This is a genomic window from Streptomyces sp. 8N706, assembly GCF_052245415.1.
Taxonomy (GTDB): Bacteria; Actinomycetota; Actinomycetes; order Streptomycetales; family Streptomycetaceae; genus Streptomyces.
Genome location: NZ_JBQQBW010000001.1, coordinates 1 through 15185, shown reverse-complemented (window position 1 = coordinate 15185; position 15185 = coordinate 1). Strand labels below are relative to the sequence as shown.

The window sequence follows — 15185 nt, the reverse complement described above, 5'->3', positions numbered from 1 at the left end:
CGGAACGGGCGCTCGTCCGGCCAGGTCCTACCGGTCGACCACGCGGTCGAACTGGGTCGTGGTGTGCCGGAGATGGGCCACCAGTTCCTCCCCGACCTTCGGCTCGGGGGCATCGCTGGGCACGAACAGGATGGAGACCTGCATGTGCGGTGGTTCGGCGAACCAGCGCTGTTTGCCGGCCCAGACGAAGGGCGAGAGATTGCGGTTGACGGTCGCCAGACCGGCCCGGGCCACGCCCTTGGCGCGCGGCATCACGCCGTGCAGGGCCTTCGGGGCCTCCAGACCCACACCATGGGATGTACCGCCGGCCACGACCACCAGGTAGCCGTCCGAGGCTGCCCGCTGCTGGCGGTAGCCGAAGCGGTCACCCTTCGCGACCCGCGTGACGTCCAGGACTGCACCCCGGTACTCGGTGGCGTCGTGGTCGCCGAGCCACAGCCGGGTGCCGATCCGTGCCCGGAAGCGGGTCTGCGGGAACTGCTGCTGGAGGCGGGCGAGTTCTTCGGCCTGGAGATGGCTGACGAACATCGTGTGCAGCGGCAGACGGGCGGCGCGAAGACGGTCCATCCAGGTGATGACCTCCTCGACCGCGTCGGAGCCGTCCGTCCGGTCCAGCGGGAGGTGGAGGGCGAAGCCCTCCAGACGTACGTCCTCGATCGCCGCGTGCAGCATGGGCAGGTCGTGCTCGCTCACGCCGTGCCGCTTCATGCTGCTCATGACCTCGATGACGACGCGCGCCCCCACCAGTCCGTGCACACCCTCGACGGATGACACCGAGCGGATCACCCGGTCGGGCAGTGGCACCGGTTCCTCGCCGCGGCGGAAGGGGGTGAGAACCAGCAGATCGCCGCCGAAGTAGTCCTTCATCCGGGCGGCTTCGTACGTCGTCCCGACCGCGATGATGTCGGATCGGAAGCGGGTGACTTCCTCGGCGAGGCGCTCGTGGCCGAAGCCGTAGCCGTTGCCCTTGCAGACCGGGACGAGCCCCGGGAACTGCTGGATCACCGACTGGTGATGCGCCCGCCAGCGCGTGGTGTCGACGTAGAGGGTGAGCGCCATGGCGGTCCGGAACCTCTCTCGTATCTGCGGTGTATAGGAGGTATGAAGCAGAGAACGTGGGCGACAGTGAAGTCGGGGTCGGGAGCGTCGGAGTCGGGGACGTCGGGGGCGTTCGTACCGGGGCCGTCAGCGGCGCGACATGTAGAAGTCGAGCGCCTTGTGCAGCACCTTGTTGAGGGGGAAGTCCCATTCGCCGAGGTACTCGGCAGCCTGCCCTCCGGTGCCGACCTTGAACTGGATCAGCCCGAAGAGGTGGTCGTTCTCGTCGAGGGAGTCGCTGATGCCGCGCAGGTCGTAGACGCTCGCTCCGAGCGCGTAGGCGTCGCGCAGCATGCGCCACTGCATCGCGTTCGAGGGCCTGACCTCGCGCTTGTGGTTGGCGGAGGCGCCATAGGAGTACCAGACGTGGCCGCCCACGATCAGCATGGTGGCGGCCGCGACGGCCTCGCCCTCGTGCGTGGCGAAGTAGAGCCGCATCCGGTTGGGGTCCTCGGCGTTGAGGGCCTTCCACATCCGCTGGAAGTAGCCGAGCGGCCGAGGGCTGGTCGCGCTCGGCGGTGATCTCGTAGAGCCGCTGCCACTCGGCCAGGTCGTCGTAGCCCCCCTGGACGACCTCGACGCCCGCCTTCTCGGCCTTCTTGATATTGCGACGCCACAGCTGGTTGAAGCCCTTGTGCACGTCCTCGAGAGAGCGGTTCTCCAGCGGTACCTGGAAGACGTAGCGGGGCTGCACATCGCCGAATCCGGCGCCGCCGTCCTCGCCCTGCTGCCAGCCCATCCGGCGAAGCCGGTCCGCGACCTCGAAGGCACGGGGCTCGATGTGGGTGGCCTCGACATCGCGCAGTCGCTTCACATCCGGATTCTGGATGCCCGACTTGATCGCTCCGGCATCCCACCGACGGATGACCACCGGCGGACCCATCTTCACGGAGAAGGCGCCCTGCTGCTTGAGATGGGCCAGCATGGGCTGCAGCCAGTCCTCGAGGTTCGGGGAGAACCAGTTGATGACCGGCCCCTCGGGCATATAAGCGAGATAGCGCTTGATCCTGGGCAGCTGCCGGTAGAGCACCAGGCCCGCACCGACCAGTTCACCGTTCTTGTCGAACCAGCCGAGGTTCTCGGAGCGCCACTCCGCCTTGACGTCGGCCCATGCCGGGACCTGCATGTGGCTCGCCGCGGGCAGGCTCTGGATGTACGCCAGATGCTGCTCACGGCTGATGGTCCTCAGGGTCAAGCTCATGCGGGGCGCTCCTCGGCAGGTTTGTCCCCAGGGTCGGGGCTCCGGCTCTCGCCGGGAAGCCTACTGCGCCAAGGTCTGTGCCCTCCTGGGGACGGTCCTTCGACGTCCCGCGCCCCTCCGGGAACCCTCGCCAGCCGAGTACGCCGCTCTAACCGAGTACCCCGCCGAAGAGGCCGCCGTGGGCCATGCCGAGGAAGAAGCCGACCGCGGCCGCGCCGAGCCCAATGACCAGAAGGAAGCGCTCACCCGTGGTCACCGAGATCATCTGTCCCCATGACCCGGACAGGACGCCGACCAGGCCGGTCCAGGAACTGACCAGATGGAGGCTGTCGAACTGTGCCGTGATGAAGGCGACCGCACCGAGCACCAGGGTCGCGGCCACGAAGGTGTTCTCCACGGGATGCGCCTTGCCGTCGCTGTTGAGGACAGAGCTCAGGGTGGAGAGAGGACCGCGGTGTTGTCGGACTGGTTGCGCCATGGGTACCTCCTGGCGATAAGCGGCGTACTGTAGCGCCGCACACACCCGATGTGTACAGATTGCGGCCATCCGAGTCCGGATTTCAACCGGAAGGCTCGATGCAGGTACTCTGTACGGTCTGCACTGGTGTCTGTCCAGGCCACATGCCGGCCCCGACCGGGACTGGCACCGGCTGTCAGTGGCAGCCGATACCTTTGCTACGCATCACGACCCTCCTGCCACGGAAAGACCGTGGCCGCTGAGTCCAGAGGAGGTGGGTTCAACATGCGTCACTACGAGGTGATGGTCATCCTCGACCCCGATCTCGAGGAGCGCGCTGTCTCCCCGCTGATCGAGAACTTCCTTTCCGTTGTCCGTGAGGGCAATGGAAAGGTGGAGAAGGTCGACACCTGGGGCCGTCGTCGTCTCTCGTACGAGATCAACAAGAAGCCCGAGGGCATCTACTCGGTCATCGACCTCCAGGCCGAGCCTGGTGTCGTCAAGGAGCTCGACCGTCAGATGAACCTGAACGAGTCGGTCCTCCGGACCAAGGTCCTCCGTCCCGAGACCCACTGACATCTCAGTCCTCGACGACTGAGGGTTCAGCGGTAACCGGGTTCGAGTAGCAAGCAGCCAAGCAGCACACCCGCCGAGAGGTTCACCCATGGCAGGCGAGACCGTCATCACGGTCGTCGGCAATCTCGTCGACGACCCCGAGCTGCGCTTCACCCCGTCCGGTGCGGCGGTCGCGAAGTTCCGCGTCGCGTCCACTCCCCGCACCTTCGACCGCCAGACCAACGAGTGGAAGGACGGCGAGAGCCTCTTCCTCACGTGCTCGGTGTGGCGTCAGGCGGCGGAGAACGTCGCCGAGTCGCTCCAGCGCGGTATGCGCGTCATCGTGCAGGGCCGGCTGAAGCAGCGGTCCTATGAGGACCGCGAGGGCGTCAAGCGCACGGTCTACGAGCTGGATGTCGACGAGGTCGGCGCCAGCCTGCGCAATGCCACGGCCAAGGTCACCAAGACCACCGGCCGTGGTGGCCAGGGTGGATACGGCGGCGGTGGCGGCCAGGGTGGCGGCGGCTGGGGCGGCGGCCCCGGTGGCGGCCAGCAGGGCGGCGGCGGTGCTCCCGCCGACGACCCGTGGGCCACCAGTGCGCCGGCCGGCGGTGGCCAGCAGGGCGGTGGCGGCGGTGGCTGGGGCGGCGGCTCCGGCTCCGGCGGTGGCTACTCGGACGAGCCGCCCTTCTAGGCCGCGACCGCGGTCTGGTCGGGCGACCAGCACAAACTTCTTGATCACACTGGAGAGAGACAATGGCGAAGCCGCCTGCTCGCAAGCCTAAGAAGAAGGTTTGCGTGTTCTGCAAGGAGAAGATCTCCTACGTCGACTACAAGGACACGAACCTGCTGCGGAAGTTCATTTCCGACCGCGGCAAGATCCGTGCCCGCCGGGTCACCGGCAACTGCACCCAGCACCAGCGCGATGTCGCCACGGCCGTGAAGAACAGCCGAGAGATGGCGCTGCTGCCCTACACCTCGACGGCTCGCTAAGGGAGGATGACCGAATCATGAAGATCATCCTCACGCACGAGGTCTCCGGCCTCGGCACCGCCGGCGACGTCGTGGACGTCAAGGACGGCTACGCTCGCAACTACCTGGTCCCGCGTGGTTTCGCGATCCGCTGGACCAAGGGTGGCGAGAAGGACGTCGAGCAGATCCGCCGCGGTCGCAAGATCCGCGAGATCGCCACGATCGAGCAGGCCAACGAGGTCAAGGCCCAGCTCGAGAACGTGAAGGTGCGACTGGCCACCCGCTCGGGTGAGGCCAGCCGTCTCTTCGGCTCCGTCACCCCGGCCGACATCGCCTCGGCGATCAAGGCCGCCGGCGGTCCGGACGTGGACAAGCGCCGTATCGAGCTCGGCTCGCCGATCAAGACCCTTGGCTCGCACCAGGTGTCCGTGCGTCTGCACGCCGATGTCGCCGCCAAGGTCGGCGTCGAGGTCGTCGCCGCGTAATTCGCTGCGCTCGTATCGAAGGGCCGCACCTCCGGGTGCGGCCCTTCGCCGTGCGCGTTACACGTCGGACCGGTCGCTCGTGCTTCGGGCCGCGGCGGACCAGCACAGTCGGCCGCCGCGGCCCGAAGCCCGACGCGCAGCCGAGCCCCACGTCAGCCCGCCCTCCCAGCCTGATGCCCGGCGGAGGCCGCGGGCCTGAACCCGGGCCCTGGCTCCACCCCGAGCTCCAGCGCTGAGGCCCAGTTCCCAGCGTGACGCGCGGCCGAGGCCGCGGGCCTGAACCCGAGCCCCGGCTCCAGCACGGGACCGGAGCCCGACTTCCCAGCCCCCGGCCGGAGGCGCCCGGCCCCAGTCACGCTCGACGGTGCTCCACTCCGAGCCTCGCCTCCCTGATTGATGCGGTCGTTGGGCGGGAGCGGACCGTGGCAGGGACGGTGTCTTCGACGGCGTAGGCTGATGGCCGCCGCCGAGGCAGGAACGGCGCTCGCGCCGACGGCTCGGCACCCGTACGTCGCGGACTCGTGTGCCGGGAACCCCGGCCTCGTAGAGCGCGTCCGGCCCGGGCGACCGGTCAGCGCGTGGCGCCGGTGACGATCCAGCGGCCCGAGCGGGCCCTGACCGCGAGGGTGAGCAGACGGACCGCCATCATCAGCCCCATGACCCACCACAGCGCGGTGAGTCCACCTCCGAGGCTCGGCACGGCGAGGGCCACGGGTGCGAAGACCGCCAGGGTCGCGATCATCGCCCACGCCAGGTACGGCCCGTCTCCCGCCCCCATCAGTACGCCGTCCAGGACGAAGACCACGCCCGAGACCGGCTGGGCGCAGGCAACCACCAGGAGTGCCGGAAGCAGCAGTTCGTGTACGGCAGGGTCACTGGTGAAGATCGGCAGGATCAACGGCCGGGCGAGTACCACCAGCAGTCCCAGTACCAGCCCTGCCGCGATGCCCCACTCGACCATGCGCCGGCAGGCGGCCTTCGCTCCGGCCACGTCCTCGGCCCCCAGGTAGCGCCCGATGATGGCCTGTCCGGCGATGGCGATGGCATCCAGCGCGAACGCCAGCAGCGACCAGAGAGTGAGGACGACCTGGTGCGCGGCGACTTCGGGGTCCCCGAGCCGGGCGGCGACTGTCGTCGCAATCAGCAGGATGGCGCGCAGCGACAGCGTACGGACCAGGAGCGGCGCCCCGGCCTGGGCGCTGGCACGGATGCCCGCCGCGTCGGGGCGCAGGGAGGCGCCGTGCTTCTTCGCTCCTCGCACCACGACGGTGAGGTACGCCGCGGCCATCCCGCACTGGGCGATGACCGTGCCCCAGGCGGAGCCGGCGATGCCGAGCCCGGCGCCGTAGACGAGCCCCGCATTCAGTGCGGCGTTGGCGGCGAAGCCTCCGACCGCGACGTACAGGAGGGTGCGCGTGTCCTGGAGGCCCCGCAGGATTCCGGTGGCGGCCAGCACGACCAGCATCGCCGGGATCCCCAGGGCGCTGATCCGCAGATAGGTCACTGCATACGGGGCCGCGGTGTCGGAGGCACCGAAGAGGTCGACGAGTGCGGGGGAGGCGGGAAGGCCCGCGGCGACGACGGCGATGCCGAGGAGCAGGGCGAGCCAGATGCCGTCCATGCCCTGGCGGATCGCCGCCTGGAGATCGCCCGCACCGACACGCCGCGCGACGGCCGCGGTCGTGGCATAGGCGAGGAAGACGAAGACGTTGACAGCGGTCACCAGCATGGCGGCCGCGATACCGAGGCCGGCCAGTTGCGGGGTGCCGAGGTGGCCGACGATCGCGCTGTCGACCATGACGAAGAGGGGTTCCGCGACGAGTGCGCCGAAGGCGGGCAGCGCGAGTGCGACGATCTCGCGATCGTGGCGTCTGCTGCGTTTCGCGGTCGCGGGAGCCTGCGTCATGGGCTCCAATGTAATCTTCCACAGGTAAGAGACACAATCGTGCTTCATCCCTTACCTGGTGCTCGGTGGGGCGATCTTCTCTGCGCCGTTTGTCGCGATCTTGAGTCACTGGTGGAAGTTTTTCTTCTGCACAGCCGGTGGATGGGAACCTTGCAGGTCAGGACGGTGATCGTGGGGCGATCGTCTGTTTGTCCACAGCGCTTTCCCCCGGACTGTGCACAGGTTTGGCGGGCTTCTCCACAGGCTGGGTCCACTCATCCACACGGCCTGTGGATAACCATCTTGGCTGACGGTGGCGGCGGGCCTACCGTGGTGCGGCGCCCGCCGCCCGTTCCGGCCCTCGACACCCCAGTGAACTCGACGCGCCGGACCCGGAGCCGGGCGTCTTATGTGTCAGAGCCGTGCCGTAAGAAGGACACGGCACGGGGGAGCCGGGTGTACGCCGGGCCCGGCAGGGCGCGCGTCGCGGACGGGAGGAGGTGTCGGGGTGAGTCAGCAGGACACGGAAGATCCCTGGGCGGCGGACATGGGCCCGGGTGACCGCCTTCCGGCCTCCCGCTCACCCCGCGGCGGCGGCGAGCGCGGAAGGGCCGACCGGCAGGCCCCGGGCCGCGAGGACTGGTCAGGGGGCTCGGGCTTCGAACGCGTACCACCGCAGGACCTCGACGCCGAGCAGTCCGTGCTGGGCGGCATGCTGCTCTCCAAGGACGCCATCGCCGATGTGGTGGAGGTCCTCAAGGGGAACGACTTCTACCGCCCCGCGCACGAGACCGTCTACCAGGCGATCCTCGACCTCTACGCCAAGGGGGAGCCCGCCGACCCGATCACGGTTGCCGCGGAACTGACCAAGCGCGGTGAGATCACCCGCGTCGGGGGCGCCTCGTATCTGCACACTCTGGTGCAGTCGGTCCCGACGGCGGCCAACGCCGAGTACTACGCCGAGATCGTCCATGAGCGCGCGGTGCTGCGCCGGCTCGTCGAGGCGGGCACCCGCATCACACAGATGGGATACGCGGCCGACGGCGATGTGGACGAGATCGTCAACAGCGCACAGGCCGAGATCTATGCCGTCACCGAGCAGCGGACCAGCGAGGACTACCTCCCGCTCGGCGACATCATGGAGGGCGCGCTCGACGAGATCGAGGCGATCGGGTCACGCAGCGGCCAGATGTCCGGTGTGCCCACAGGCTTCACGGATCTGGACTCGCTGACGAACGGACTGCACCCCGGCCAGATGATCGTCATCGCGGCCCGCCCCGCGATGGGAAAGTCCACGCTGGCACTGGACTTCGCCCGAGCCTGTTCGATCAAGAGCAATATGCCAAGTGTGATCTTCTCCCTCGAAATGGGGCGCAACGAGATCGCGATGCGACTGCTCTCGGCCGAGGCACGGGTGGCCCTGCACCACATGCGGTCGGGCAGCATGACCGACGAGGACTGGACGCGGCTCGCCCGCCGTATGCCGGATGTGTCCGCGGCTCCGCTCTACATCGACGATTCGCCGAACCTGTCGATGATGGAGATCCGCGCCAAGTGCCGTCGTCTGAAACAGCGCAACGACCTGCAACTGGTCGTCATCGACTACCTCCAGCTGATGCAGTCCGGTGGTGCCAGACGCCCCGAGAGCCGCCAGCAGGAGGTCTCGGACATGTCGCGGAACCTCAAGCTTCTGGCCAAGGAGCTCGAGGTCCCGGTCATCGCCCTGTCACAGCTGAACCGTGGCCCGGAGCAGCGGACGGACAAGAAGCCGATGGTCTCGGACCTGCGTGAATCCGGTTCGATCGAGCAGGACGCCGACATGGTCATCCTGCTGCACCGGGAGGACGCCTACGAGAAGGAGTCGCCGCGCGCGGGCGAGGCGGACCTGATTGTGGCGAAGCACCGTAACGGCCCGACCGCGACGATCACGGTGGCCTTCCAGGGCCACTACTCCCGTTTCGTGGACATGGCCCAGACCTGACCGCCGGCTTTGTAGGGTCTCGCGGCTGATGTCGTAATCTCACGGGCCGTGTCGTACCGATGTCGTATACGACATCACCGTGAGACTAGCGCGTGGGTGCTGCTGCTCAGCGCCTCGTCTCGTACCTGGTCAGGACCACGCCGCCGGGAAACGTCCGCGTCTCCAGGAGGTTCAGGTTCACCCAGCTGTCCAGCGCGGTGAAGAACGGCGTGCCGCTGCCCACCAGGACCGGATAGGCGGCGATCGCGTACTCGTCGATCAGCCCGGCGCGCATGGCTGCCCCGGCGAGCGTTGCGCCGCCGATGTTCATTGGGTCGCCGTCCTCGGCCTTGAGCCGGGTGATCTCGGCGATCGCGTCGCCGGTGACCAGGCGGGTGTTCCAGTCGACCTTGTCGATCGTCGAGGAGAACACCACCTTCGGCGTGTCCCGCCAGTTCCGCGCGAACTCGATCTCCGCCGGGGTGGCGTTGGGCTGCTGGTCGCCGGTCGGCCAGTAGGAGCTCATCGTCTCCCATAGCTTGCGCCCATACAGCGACAGGCCACTCGCCTGCTCGTGGTCGAGCCACCACTGGAACAGCTCGTCGCTCGGCGGTCCGCTCCAGCCGATGTCGTCGCCGGCCGCGGCGATGTAGCCGTCCAGGGTCAGGTTCATGCCGTAGATCAGTTTCCGCATGGCCCAGCCTTCCGTCCGTGGGTGTCCGGCGTATAGACCAGCGCGGCTCGGGAAGCTCATCGGTGCGCGATCTGGGCTCGCCGGTAGTCCTCGTGCTCGGGGCTCAGCGTGGTGTACTCGGCCGACACGGGCAAGCCGCCTGATCTCGACCTCGCCCTCGCGAGGAAATGCCACGGATTTGAGACTGATCATGGGTGACAAGGCCGTGAGACAGCCAAGAACGCCCAGGTCACGCAAGATCGACATGTCACGAGCGGCGAGACCTACACCGGCTTGTAGGCTCGCTTTTCCGCAGTCTCTTTCTCATTGACGATGGCCCTTTTCTGGCCCAAGGGACAGGGCAGTAAGACGAAAAGACGAACTCCTGTCTGACCGTTCGCCCGCAGCAGTGCCGATCTCGGTCTCGATCTGTACAGCGGCGTTCCCCGACCTGATCGTGGAACGAACCGAGCCATGACCAAAGTGGCCACCAAGGGATACGACCTGCCCCGCAACCCCCGAAAGCCTCAGCTTGTCTCGCGGGAATGGCTGCAGGCGCAGTACGTCGGCCACGGGCCCACCCTGACAGACCTCGCCCACGACAAGGGCATGAGCGCCGCGAACATGCATCGACAGGCCCAAGATCTGGGCATTGCTCTGCGTCCCCGTGGCGGCACGAGCCACTCCGACGCGCTGCAGGCCAAGGTCCTTGCCACGGCTGTCCCCGAAATCCTGCGGCCCGCCCTCACCGGCGCCAACGCATGGGAACGGCTCGCCCGCTTCGCAGCCGCAGCGGAGTACCCCACCTTGAGTGCAGCAGCTGCAGAGCTCCGGATTCGCCCAACAGTCCTGGTCACTCAAGTCCTCAGAGTCGAACGGGAACTTGGTGGTCCCCTTCGCACTCGTTTCCAACGAGGCCGCCCTATGCAACTCACTCCTCTCGGAGTCAAAGCGATCGCCGCGATCAGAGAGACGAGCCCGAGCAAAGGGACAGCAAGAGTGAGACCATCCGCCGAGGACAGTGGCTGAGACGAGGCGACGAACCAAAGGTCAGCGCTTCGTCAGGGGACGTTTCCGCAGCGGGAGCTTCCGGCGGCGGGACGTAGCGCTCTCAGACTCGGCCCGACCCGTCGGAGGCGAGGCGGTTCAGCCACTCCCGGAGCAGGTGCTGCTCAGCGCTGCTCAGGGCTGTCTGTTCTGGCAGTGCGGCCCGCAAGGCGCGGGCGGCGCCGGCCGGGCCCGGCTGCAAGGAGGTCGGGCGGTGGCCGGCAGCTCTCCGGCTCGGGCCCGGCTCCTCGATCTCGGAGCTGAGGAAATGACAGGTTCCTGAGACGGCATCTCACCGACACGGTCTGAGACAACGAGAAGAACCGCAGGTCACAGGGCTGCCGCCTGACAGCGAAGCCTAGAGGCTACAGCCATTGTAGGTTCTCAGGCTCCGTGTCATTTTCTCCGCTGTCGTGTCATGACGATGGCAGCCCTTACCCGCAACATCTAGCTGACTTCGTTACGGGTCGGCACGGGTAGGCACTCGGCGAGCAGGTCGACGACGTCGCGCCAGGCTCGCTGCGCGTGCCGTGGGTGGTAGCCGACGCCGGGGAGCACGGGCTGGTCGACCGGCGGGTGGTGGAAGGCGTGAAGGGCTCCGCCGTAGACCACGAGGCGCCAGTCGACGCCCGCGGCCTGCATCTCGGCGGTGAACGCGTCCCGTTGCGCGGGCGGCATGATGGGGTCTTCCGACCCGACCCCGGCCCACACCGGGCAGCGAATGCGCGCCGCCTCGCCCGGTCGGCCCGTGGTCAGTGCGTTGACTGTCCCGATCGCGCACAGGTTGACGCCATCGCGCCCGAGTTCCAGCCCGATTGCGCCCCCGGTGCCGTAGCCGACGGCGGCGATCCGGTCGGGGTCGGTCCGCGGTTCGGCGCGCAACACGTCGAGCGCCGCGTGGCCGATGCCCCGCATCCGGTCGGGGTCGGCGAGCAGCGGCATGCAACGGGCCAGCATCTCCTCGGGGTCGCCCAAATAGCGCCCGCCGTGGAGGTCGAAGGCCAGCGCCACGTACCCCAGTTCGGCGAGGGCGTCGGCCCGGCGGCGCTCGACGTCGCTGAGCCCCGTGCCCTCTGGTCCGAGCAGCACCGCGGGCCGGCGGTCGACACCGGCCGGGAGCGCGAGGTGCCCGATCATCGTCAGGCCGTCGGCCGGGTATTCGACCGTGCGCGTGGTGACCGTCGTCATGAGACTGGACTGTAGTGATCGTCGAGCCCGGTCGGGCCGGTCTTCACCGTCGGCAGAACAGCGCGGGCGTGGATCCGTGGCTGGGCGCTGTGGAAGGCTCAGATGCGCATCGACGACCCCCTGCCGAGGCGACGAAGAAGAGTCACCAGGCTGAGGAACAAACGCGGTGACACGGCTTGAAACAGCTGGGAATGGTGCGGTCAGCGCGATGCCCTCTGACACGAACTACCCTGGCGACGCCTCACCGACCCAAGCTGGCGGCCTTGCTTGCGCGTTGCGCGAAGACCTCCTCACGGCGGTCTTCCATCTGCCGCAGTGCGTCCTTGCGGTCCCGCTTGGAGAGCCGGTCGAGATACGTATGGCCGACGAGGTGATCGGTCTCATGTTGCAGACACCGGGCGAAGTAACCCATCCCCTCGATGACGAGAGGGTTGCCGGCCTTGTCGAACCCGCGAGCGACGGCACGATCGGTGCGGGGAACCGCCATGGCGGCACCGGGCACAGACAGGCAGCCCTCGAATTCGTCAACGAGTCGGCGGCTACCCGGATCGGGCAGGTCCAGAACCGGGTTGATGATGTGGCCGACATGCCTGATCCCGTAGTCGTCCGGGCAGTCATACACGAACAGCCGCAGATCGAGACCTACCTGGTTGGCAGCCAGGCCGGCACCGTCGGCCACATACATCGTCAGGAACATGTCGTCGATTAACGCCGACAGCTCCCGAGTTCCGAACTTGGTCACTTCCCGGCACGGCCGGCTCAGGATCTCCTCACCCACCACCGTGACCCGGCGCACCGAACCCCGTTCCGCCTCCGGCGGCCGAGCCGGATACGAGTCGACGGGCCGGCCCTGCACACGGACCCGGCGGTCGACGGGACGGGACCGGTCGTGACGAACAGACATCGCTGTCTCCCCTTCTGCGCACGCCACATACGCGACGGACATCACCGCGGCCTGATGTTCGAGCAGGAACCGCTTGCCAAGATTTTTGCAAAGTAGCAGGCTTTGCAAAGTGACTGAAGACGAGCTCAACACCCCGCCCGATCACACACGCGACACCGGCGACGAACTGCGCGAGCACAAGGTCCGCACCTCCCTGCTGGATCTCCTCGCCGAAGTCGGCACCGTCACGGCGACCGAAGCCGCCGCCCGACTGGGCTACAGCTCTGGGCTCTGCTCGTTTCACCTTCGGCAGCTCGCACGCCACGGACACATCGAGGAAGCCCCTCACCGCAGCGGGCGCGCACGCCCCTGGCGCCTGAGGCAGCACAACCTGACCGCCGGTGCACCCGCGGAGGAGCAGTTCGGCGACTTGGCCCGAGGACTGGAGGACGAGAGCTGGCAGCGATGGCTCGCCCAACGCGACCAAGCGCCGACCGAATGGCGCCAGGACGAAGCCTTCAGCGCCGTCGCCTACCTGACACCCGAAGAGATGAGCCGGGTCGCGGACGCCATCCGACGGGCGCTCGCCCCCTACCAAGACCGCGAACAACGCCCCCTTGCTCGGCCTGACGGCGCCCGACCGGTGGCCCTCATCACCCGGCTGTTCCCCTTGCTTCCCCACACGACAGACGAGAGGGACCCGGGCTGAGGTCGAGGGCTGCTTCGCGGCTCACTTGAGGAAATGCCACGAAGCTGAGACAGCGGGCAGATGCCACGGCGGGAGACGGTGGACACGTGCAGGTCATCGCGTCCTTGCGTGACGCGGAAGGTGAGAACCTACAGGCCCTTTGGGATCCCGAATCCCGTGTCGGGATCCGCGCCGCGATGTCGGAGCCGTGTCGGATCCGACACGTTAACGGGGTTCATGCCCTCCGGCTCGCAAGCTCCACCCGGTGGTCTCACAGGGCGTCCGCGAGCTCCTTTTGGAGACGGCGCTTGGGGCGGGCGCCCACCAGGGACTTCACGGGTTCGCCCGACCGGAAGAGGATGAGCGTCGGCGTCGACAGCACGCCGTACGTGGCCGGGGTCCGCGGGTTCGTGTCGACGTCCAGCTGCACCACCTTGAGACGGTCACTTTCCTCCCTGGCCAGGTCCGCCAGAACCGGGGCGATCATGCGGCAGGGCCCGCACCCCGAAGCGGTGAAATCCACCAGTACCGGAATCTCTGACTGCAGTACTTCCTCGGCGAACGTCGCGTCGGTGACTGCCGGCAGCGCGGCCGACACTCCTCCCGAGGCCCTCCCCGGTGTCCGAGTCGTCATGTGCTCTTCTCCCCTTCTTCTGTCTGATGTGCCGTGAATGCGCAGCGTGGCTCCGCGGCCGCGCGCTCCTGCTCCGCACGGGCCAGTTGGGCGCCGATCTGCGCTCGTACCTCCCGCAGCCGCGCGATGCCGTCGTCCAGCTCGGCCAGCTTCCTCCGGTACACCTCCAGCGAGGCCGGGCAGGAGTCCCCGGCCGGGTGGCCGGCCTGGAGGCATTCGACGAACGGGCGGATCTCCTCGAGCCCGAAACCGAAGGCCTGCAGGGTACGGATCTGCTGAAGGAGCCTCAGGTGCTCTTCACCGTACGTCCGGTAGCCGTTCGTGGTGCGCTCTGCGCGGAGCAGACCGCGGGTCTCGTAGTACCGGAGCGTGCGGGTGGTCGTACCCGCTCGCTCCGCCAGTTGACCGATCCGCATCCGCGTCCGCATGCTCCGACGGTAGACCTTGACGCCGACGTCAAGGCCAGAGCCGTACGGCTGCAGCGCGCGGGAACGAGGTGCGCCGCGACGGGCGCACCGGTAGAAGTGATCCCCATGAGTGCGCCGTTCGAAGAGCTGCTGCCCGACACCCGCCGTGCCCTGTGTCACCGGATCGCCACCGCGCAGGCCCAGGGCCGCGCCCCGTCCCTGGTAGGGGCGGTGGTGCGGGAGGGACGGCCGGTGTGGACGGGGGCCCGTGGCTCGGTGGACGGCCAGGAGCCCGACGGCGAAACCCAGTACCGCGTCGGCTCCCTCACCAAGACCTTCACGGCGGTGCTCGTCCTGCGTCTGCGGGACCAGGGCCTGCTGGACCTCGCCGACCCGCTGGACAAGCACCTGCCGGGCACGGGGGCGGGCGAGGCCACGATCGCCCAGCTGCTCGCCCACACCTCGGGCCTGGCGGCCGAGACCCCCGGCCCATGGTGGGAGCGCACTGCGGGGACGCTGCGCCCCGCACTGAGCGACGTTCTGGGCGAGGAGCCGTTCCGCCACCCGGTCGGCCGGGTCCACCACTACTCCAACCCCGGCTATACGCTGCTCGGTTCCCTGATCGAGCAGCTGCGCGGCGAACCGTGGGAAGCGGTGCTGCGACGCGAGGTGCTGGAGCCGCTGGGCATGGGCCGTACGTCGGCACGGCCGCAGGCTCCGCACGCCCACGGCTGGGCGGTGCACCCCTGGGCGGATGTGCTGCTCCCCGAGCCGGCCGAGGACCTGGGGCTGATGGCACCCGCCGGCCAGCTCTGGTCCACGGCGGCCGATCTGGGACGCTGGGCGCGGTTCCTCATCGGCGGCGACGCGCGGGTGCTGGCCCCGGAGTCGGTCGCCGAGATGCGGACCCCGGCCGCCGCGCCCGGCCGCGACAGCTGGGACGCGGGCTACGGCCTCGGACTCCAGCTGCTCCACCGGGACGGCCGGACGCTGGTCGGGCACACCGGTTCGCTCCCCGGCTTCCTGGCCGCGCTGTGGACGAGCCCCGAGGA

The 15185-nt window shown here is 68.4% G+C and carries 16 protein-coding genes and 2 pseudogenes; 8 read left to right on the top strand and 10 right to left on the bottom strand.

Annotated features, from left to right (window positions below; all coding sequences use genetic code 11):
- Positions 1 to 27: 27 nt before the first annotated feature.
- From ACTWQE_RS00090 to ACTWQE_RS00080, 3 genes and pseudogenes are all read right to left on the bottom strand, one after another.
- On the bottom strand, positions 28 to 1059 hold the full coding sequence (locus ACTWQE_RS00090) for an alanine racemase (protein ID WP_443326662.1): 1032 nt from the start codon (positions 1057 to 1059) through the stop codon (positions 28 to 30).
- Positions 1060 to 1185: 126 nt separating this feature from the next.
- Positions 1186 to 2299 (bottom strand): annotated as a pseudogene (locus tag ACTWQE_RS00085) (lipid II:glycine glycyltransferase FemX).
- Between the two features lie 148 nt (positions 2300 to 2447).
- A complete protein-coding gene (locus ACTWQE_RS00080; RefSeq protein WP_443326661.1) occupies positions 2448 to 2777 on the bottom strand; it encodes a hypothetical protein in 330 nt (109 codons plus the stop codon).
- A gap of 264 nt (positions 2778 to 3041) precedes the next feature.
- Here ACTWQE_RS00080 and rpsF point away from each other — a divergent pair, with 264 nt between their 5' ends.
- The 4 genes from rpsF (at position 3042) to rplI (ending at position 4768) form a co-directional block, all read left to right on the top strand.
- Positions 3042 to 3332 (top strand): 30S ribosomal protein S6, encoded by a 291-nt coding sequence (gene rpsF, locus ACTWQE_RS00075; RefSeq protein ID WP_351509044.1) that lies wholly within the window; start codon positions 3042 to 3044, stop codon positions 3330 to 3332.
- 88 nt (positions 3333 to 3420) lie between these two features.
- Positions 3421 to 4005 (top strand): single-stranded DNA-binding protein, encoded by a 585-nt coding sequence (locus tag ACTWQE_RS00070; RefSeq protein ID WP_443326660.1) that lies wholly within the window; start codon positions 3421 to 3423, stop codon positions 4003 to 4005.
- Between the two features lie 62 nt (positions 4006 to 4067).
- Complete coding sequence (gene rpsR, locus ACTWQE_RS00065; protein WP_003978893.1) at positions 4068 to 4304, top strand: 30S ribosomal protein S18; 237 nt, start codon at positions 4068 to 4070, stop codon at positions 4302 to 4304.
- A 17-nt stretch (positions 4305 to 4321) separates the two neighbouring features.
- Positions 4322 to 4768, top strand: coding sequence for a 50S ribosomal protein L9 (gene rplI, locus ACTWQE_RS00060; RefSeq protein ID WP_443326659.1), 447 nt, complete (start codon positions 4322 to 4324; stop codon positions 4766 to 4768).
- A 571-nt stretch (positions 4769 to 5339) separates the two neighbouring features.
- Here the strand turns inward: rplI and ACTWQE_RS00055 are convergent.
- A complete protein-coding gene (locus ACTWQE_RS00055; protein ID WP_443326658.1) occupies positions 5340 to 6674 on the bottom strand; it encodes an MATE family efflux transporter in 1335 nt (444 codons plus the stop codon).
- A 526-nt stretch (positions 6675 to 7200) separates the two neighbouring features.
- Between ACTWQE_RS00055 and dnaB the strand changes: the two genes are divergently transcribed.
- A complete protein-coding gene (gene dnaB, locus ACTWQE_RS00050) occupies positions 7201 to 8634 on the top strand; it encodes a replicative DNA helicase (RefSeq protein WP_443326830.1) in 1434 nt (477 codons plus the stop codon).
- Between the two features lie 106 nt (positions 8635 to 8740).
- Here the strand turns inward: dnaB and ACTWQE_RS00045 are convergent, their stop codons facing one another.
- Positions 8741 to 9307 carry a dihydrofolate reductase family protein gene (locus ACTWQE_RS00045; RefSeq protein ID WP_443326657.1) on the bottom strand — a complete coding sequence of 189 codons (567 nt, stop codon included), beginning with the start codon at positions 9305 to 9307 and terminating at the stop codon, positions 8741 to 8743.
- Positions 9308 to 9760: 453 nt separating this feature from the next.
- Here ACTWQE_RS00045 and ACTWQE_RS00040 point away from each other — a divergent pair, with 453 nt between their 5' ends.
- Complete coding sequence (locus ACTWQE_RS00040; protein WP_443326656.1) at positions 9761 to 10315, top strand: helix-turn-helix domain-containing protein; 555 nt, start codon at positions 9761 to 9763, stop codon at positions 10313 to 10315.
- An 82-nt stretch (positions 10316 to 10397) separates the two neighbouring features.
- Here ACTWQE_RS00040 and ACTWQE_RS00035 read toward each other — a convergent pair.
- The 3 genes and pseudogenes from ACTWQE_RS00035 to def all read right to left on the bottom strand — a co-directional run.
- A pseudogene (locus tag ACTWQE_RS00035) lies at positions 10398 to 10532 on the bottom strand (TetR family transcriptional regulator); the annotation flags it as partial.
- A 248-nt stretch (positions 10533 to 10780) separates the two neighbouring features.
- On the bottom strand, positions 10781 to 11521 hold the full coding sequence (locus ACTWQE_RS00030; protein WP_443326655.1) for a dienelactone hydrolase family protein: 741 nt from the start codon (positions 11519 to 11521) through the stop codon (positions 10781 to 10783).
- Between the two features lie 241 nt (positions 11522 to 11762).
- Positions 11763 to 12425 (bottom strand): peptide deformylase, encoded by a 663-nt coding sequence (def, locus tag ACTWQE_RS00025; RefSeq protein ID WP_443326829.1) that lies wholly within the window; start codon positions 12423 to 12425, stop codon positions 11763 to 11765.
- A gap of 109 nt (positions 12426 to 12534) precedes the next feature.
- Between def and ACTWQE_RS00020 the strand changes: the two genes are divergently transcribed.
- Positions 12535 to 13113, top strand: coding sequence for a helix-turn-helix domain-containing protein (locus tag ACTWQE_RS00020; protein WP_443326654.1), 579 nt, complete (start codon positions 12535 to 12537; stop codon positions 13111 to 13113).
- 250 nt (positions 13114 to 13363) lie between these two features.
- Here ACTWQE_RS00020 and trxA read toward each other — a convergent pair whose 3' ends face one another.
- Both trxA and ACTWQE_RS00010 read right to left on the bottom strand, forming a co-directional pair.
- Entirely contained in the window at positions 13364 to 13726 is a 363-nt protein-coding gene (gene trxA, locus ACTWQE_RS00015) for a thioredoxin (RefSeq protein WP_443326653.1), read from the bottom strand.
- Positions 13723 to 14142: a MerR family transcriptional regulator gene (locus tag ACTWQE_RS00010; protein ID WP_443326828.1), complete on the bottom strand. Its 420-nt coding sequence runs from the start codon at positions 14140 to 14142 to the stop codon at positions 13723 to 13725. The genes trxA and ACTWQE_RS00010 overlap by 4 nt, the downstream gene beginning before the upstream one ends.
- Before the next feature lie 117 nt (positions 14143 to 14259).
- On the opposite strand from ACTWQE_RS00010, the gene ACTWQE_RS00005 reads away from it, so the two are divergent.
- The coding region (locus tag ACTWQE_RS00005; RefSeq protein WP_443326652.1) for a serine hydrolase domain-containing protein at positions 14260 to 15185 on the top strand (926 nt) is incomplete at its 3' end.

What these genes read in the sequence shown, in the direction of transcription:
- ACTWQE_RS00045 (WP_443326657.1), bottom strand. Translation starts at nt 9,307, where the DNA reads ATGCGGAAACTGATCTACGGCATGAACCTGACCCTGGACGGCTACATC.
- ACTWQE_RS00040 (WP_443326656.1), top strand. Translation starts at nt 9,761, where the DNA reads ATGACCAAAGTGGCCACCAAGGGATACGACCTGCCCCGCAACCCCCGA.
- def (WP_443326829.1), bottom strand. Translation starts at nt 12,425, where the DNA reads ATGTCTGTTCGTCACGACCGGTCCCGTCCCGTCGACCGCCGGGTCCGT.
- ACTWQE_RS00080 (WP_443326661.1), bottom strand. Translation starts at nt 2,777, where the DNA reads ATGGCGCAACCAGTCCGACAACACCGCGGTCCTCTCTCCACCCTGAGC.
- rpsR (WP_003978893.1), top strand. Translation starts at nt 4,068, where the DNA reads ATGGCGAAGCCGCCTGCTCGCAAGCCTAAGAAGAAGGTTTGCGTGTTC.
- ACTWQE_RS00030 (WP_443326655.1), bottom strand. Translation starts at nt 11,521, where the DNA reads ATGACGACGGTCACCACGCGCACGGTCGAATACCCGGCCGACGGCCTG.
- rpsF (WP_351509044.1), top strand. Translation starts at nt 3,042, where the DNA reads ATGCGTCACTACGAGGTGATGGTCATCCTCGACCCCGATCTCGAGGAG.
- ACTWQE_RS00010 (WP_443326828.1), bottom strand. Translation starts at nt 14,142, where the DNA reads ATGCGGATCGGTCAACTGGCGGAGCGAGCGGGTACGACCACCCGCACG.
- trxA (WP_443326653.1), bottom strand. Translation starts at nt 13,726, where the DNA reads ATGACGACTCGGACACCGGGGAGGGCCTCGGGAGGAGTGTCGGCCGCG.
- ACTWQE_RS00090 (WP_443326662.1), bottom strand. Translation starts at nt 1,059, where the DNA reads ATGGCGCTCACCCTCTACGTCGACACCACGCGCTGGCGGGCGCATCAC.
- ACTWQE_RS00070 (WP_443326660.1), top strand. Translation starts at nt 3,421, where the DNA reads ATGGCAGGCGAGACCGTCATCACGGTCGTCGGCAATCTCGTCGACGAC.
- dnaB (WP_443326830.1), top strand. Translation starts at nt 7,201, where the DNA reads ATGGGCCCGGGTGACCGCCTTCCGGCCTCCCGCTCACCCCGCGGCGGC.
- rplI (WP_443326659.1), top strand. Translation starts at nt 4,322, where the DNA reads ATGAAGATCATCCTCACGCACGAGGTCTCCGGCCTCGGCACCGCCGGC.
- ACTWQE_RS00055 (WP_443326658.1), bottom strand. Translation starts at nt 6,674, where the DNA reads ATGACGCAGGCTCCCGCGACCGCGAAACGCAGCAGACGCCACGATCGC.